The sequence below is a fragment of the Longimicrobiaceae bacterium genome (genome assembly GCA_035936415.1).
Taxonomy (GTDB): domain Bacteria; phylum Gemmatimonadota; class Gemmatimonadetes; order Longimicrobiales; family Longimicrobiaceae; genus JAFAYN01.
Genome location: DASYWD010000141.1, coordinates 1 through 3,051 on the forward strand (window position 1 = coordinate 1; position 3,051 = coordinate 3,051).

General features: G+C 72.6%; 3 protein-coding genes. All 3 read right to left on the reverse strand.

The annotated features are described in order from the left end of the window. Positions 1-222: 222 nt before the first annotated feature. A complete protein-coding gene (kduI, locus tag VGR37_05335) occupies positions 223-1,047 on the reverse strand; it encodes a 5-dehydro-4-deoxy-D-glucuronate isomerase (GenBank protein HEV2146818.1) in 825 nt (274 codons plus the stop codon). Positions 1,048-1,110: 63 nt separating this feature from the next. After that, on the reverse strand, positions 1,111-1,878 hold the full coding sequence (kduD, locus tag VGR37_05340) for a 2-dehydro-3-deoxy-D-gluconate 5-dehydrogenase KduD (protein HEV2146819.1): 768 nt from the start codon (positions 1,876-1,878) through the stop codon (positions 1,111-1,113). Further along, positions 1,875-3,051: glycoside hydrolase family 88 protein (locus VGR37_05345; GenBank protein ID HEV2146820.1), on the reverse strand; the 1,177-nt coding region annotated here is incomplete at its 5' end. The genes kduD and VGR37_05345, both read right to left, overlap by 4 nt.

Sequence of the window (3,051 nt, forward strand, 5' to 3'; positions counted from 1 at the left end):
CTCCCCCCGGCCCCCTCTCCCCCGCAAGCGGGAGAAAGGGGGAGAACGGCAGGGGGTGAGGTGCGAATCGGCGGCTGCGTGAGGGATGCGCGCCCGGAGGGGCGAGACGCCGCGGCGGTTTGCGGCGGCTCGCCGCGGTTACGCACGGTCGTATCGTGCGTTACCGCGCGCGCAGCCCGGCCCCCCGGCACGGGGGGACACGCCCAAACCCGCAGTTTCGGCTCAAAGAAGCTCCTGCATCGGAACGCCCTGCATGTCGGCGAACACCTGGTTCTCGCCGCCCATGGCCCAGCAGAAGGTGTAGGCGCGCGTGCCGCACCCGGAGTGGATGGACCACCCCGGGGAGAGCGCCACCTCGCCGTCGCGCACCACCAGGTGCCGGGTCTGGCCGGGCTCGCCCATCATGTGGAAGACCACGGCGTCCTCGGCGACGTCGAAGTACAGGTAGACCTCGGTGCGGCGGGCGTGGGTGTGCGCCGGCATGGTGTTCCAGACGCTCCCCTCCAGCAGCTCCGTGATCCCCATCACCAGCTGCGCGGTGGGGACGCCCTCCGGGTGGAAGTACTTGTAGAGGCGCCGCCGGTTGGCCTGCTCCTGCGTTCCCAGCTCCGTCACCTGCGCCCGGTCGCGGGCGACGTGGGCGGTGGGGAAGCCCGCGTGGGCGGGGTAGCTCACCAGGTAAAAGCGCGCCGGCGCCGACGGGTCGTCGCTGTGGAACGCCACCTCGCGGCTCCCCCGGCCGACGTAGAGCCCGTCGCGGTTCGCCATCGCGTGCTCCGTCCCGTCCACCGTCACCCGCCCGGGGCCGCCCACGTTCAACACCCCGGCCTCGCGCCGCTCCAGGAAGAGCTCCGCCGCCATCTCCGGCGGGGCCTCCAGCCGGATCTCCCCGCCCGTGGGCACGATCCCCCCCACCACCACGCGGTCCAGGTCCACGAAGCGCAGCGTCGCCTCGCCCGGCCGGAACAGCTCCCGCAGGAGGAAGCGCTCCCGCAGCTCGTCGGTGTCCATGCGCCGGGCCTGCTCAGGACTGGCTAGATAATGCATCCGTATCTCCGTATCAGCGGTCCACTCACGTACTCACGCACTCACGTACTTTCGCACTCCCCCTCACCTCGCCATCCACCCCCCGTCCACCACCAGCACGTGCCCGTTCACGTAGTCGCTCGCGCCGGAGGCCAGGAAGACCACCGCGCCGCACAGGTCCTCCGGCGTGCCCCAGCGGCCGGCGGGGATGCGGGCCAGGATCTGCCCGGCGCGGTCGGGATCGTCGCGCAGCGCCTGCGTGTTGTCGGTGGCGAAGTAGCCGGGGGCGATGGCGTTCACCTGCACGCCGGAGCGCGCCCACTCGTTGGCGAGGGCCTTGGTGAGCCCGGCCACCGCGTGCTTGCTGGCGGTGTAGGCGGGGACGGTGATCCCCCCCTGGAAGGAGAGGAGCGAGGCCACGTTGACGATCTTCCCCGAGCCGCGCTCCACCATGCTCCGGCCGATGCGCTGCGAGAGGAGGAAGACCGAGTCCAGGTTGGTGCGCAGGACCAGGTCCCACTCCTCCGCGGGGTGCTCGGCGGCCGGGTGCCGGCGGATGGTCCCGCCGTTGTTGACCAGGACGTCGATGGGGCCCGCCAGGCGCTCGGCCTCGTCCGCCATGGCGAGCACGGCCTCGCGGTCGGCGAGGTCGGCCTCCACCTGCCAGGCCCGGCGCCCTGCCGCGCGCACGAACGCGCAGGTCTCGTCTGTCCCGCAGCGGCGGGTGCTGGCGCAGACCACGTCCGCGCCGGCCTCCGCGAGCGCCACGGCGACGGCCTGCCCGAGGCCGCGGCTGGCCCCGGTCACCAGGGCGCGCCGGCCGCGCAGGGAGAACATCCCCGCCGGGGTCAACGGCCCAGCTCCAGCGCGGCGAGGATGAACGGCCCCACGCCCTTGTAGTCGTCGGTCACCACCGGCTCGCTGACGTAGTAGGCGTACGAGCCGTCGCGGTACGAGCCGTCCTTGCGCAGGTTGCCGCCCAGCCCGGACACCTGCACCACGTTGACCAGCGACACGGTGCCGTCCGGGTTCTCGCGCACCAGGTTGGTGAGGAGCCCGCCGAAGGCCCGCTCCGCCACCTGCCGGTAGCGCGCGTCGATGTACCCGAGCCGCGCGGCCTTGGCGAGCGAGTACGCGAACATGCTGGAGGCGCTGGCCTCCAGGTAGTTGCCGGCGCGGTTGGGCTCGTCCATGACGTCCCACCAGAGCCCGGTAACCGGGTCCTGGGTCCGCGCGATCCCCTCGGCGGCGTCGCGCAGCGTCTGGATGATCGCGGCCCGGTCCGGGTGGTTGGCGGGGAAGTGGTCGAGCGTCTCCACCACGCCCATGACGTACCACCCCATCGCCCGCGCCCAGAAGTTCGGGGAGAGGCCGGTGGCGGTGTCGGCCCAGGGCTGCGCCTTCGCCGCGTCCCAGCCGTGGTACATCAGCCCGGTGCGCGGGTCGCGGGTGTGCCGCGCCACCAGCGCGAACTGCTTCGCGATGTCGTCGAACGCCGCGGGCTCGCCGAACTTCTTCGCGTACTGCGCATAGAACGGCTGCCCCATGAAGAGCCCGTCCAGCCACATCTGCTGCGGGTAGATCTTCTTGTGCCAGAAGCCCCCCTCCGGGGTGCGGGGGTGCGTGCGGAGCTGCTCGCGGAGCCGGTCGGCCGCCTTCCGGTACCGCGCGTCCTTGGTGCGCTCGTGGAGCCCGAAGAGGAGCTGCCCCTGCGCGATCTCGTCGATGTTGTAGTCTTCCAGCTCGTACCCCTCGATGCTGCCGTCCGGCTTCACCCAGCGGTCCATGTTGGTCTTCACGTACGCCAGCATCGCCGGGTCGCGGCGCGCCAGGGCCACGCGCTCGATGGCGCCGAGCACCACCCCCTGCGTGTAGTCCCAGCGGCGGTGCGTCTGCGGGTTGCGGCGCATGACCGACTCGGCGACGCGCACCGACCACGGCCGCCCGTCCGACGACGCCCGCATCCGCGGCGGCGCGTGGGGGATGGGGAGCGGCGCGTCGCCCGGCTGGCGCGTGCCCTCGCCC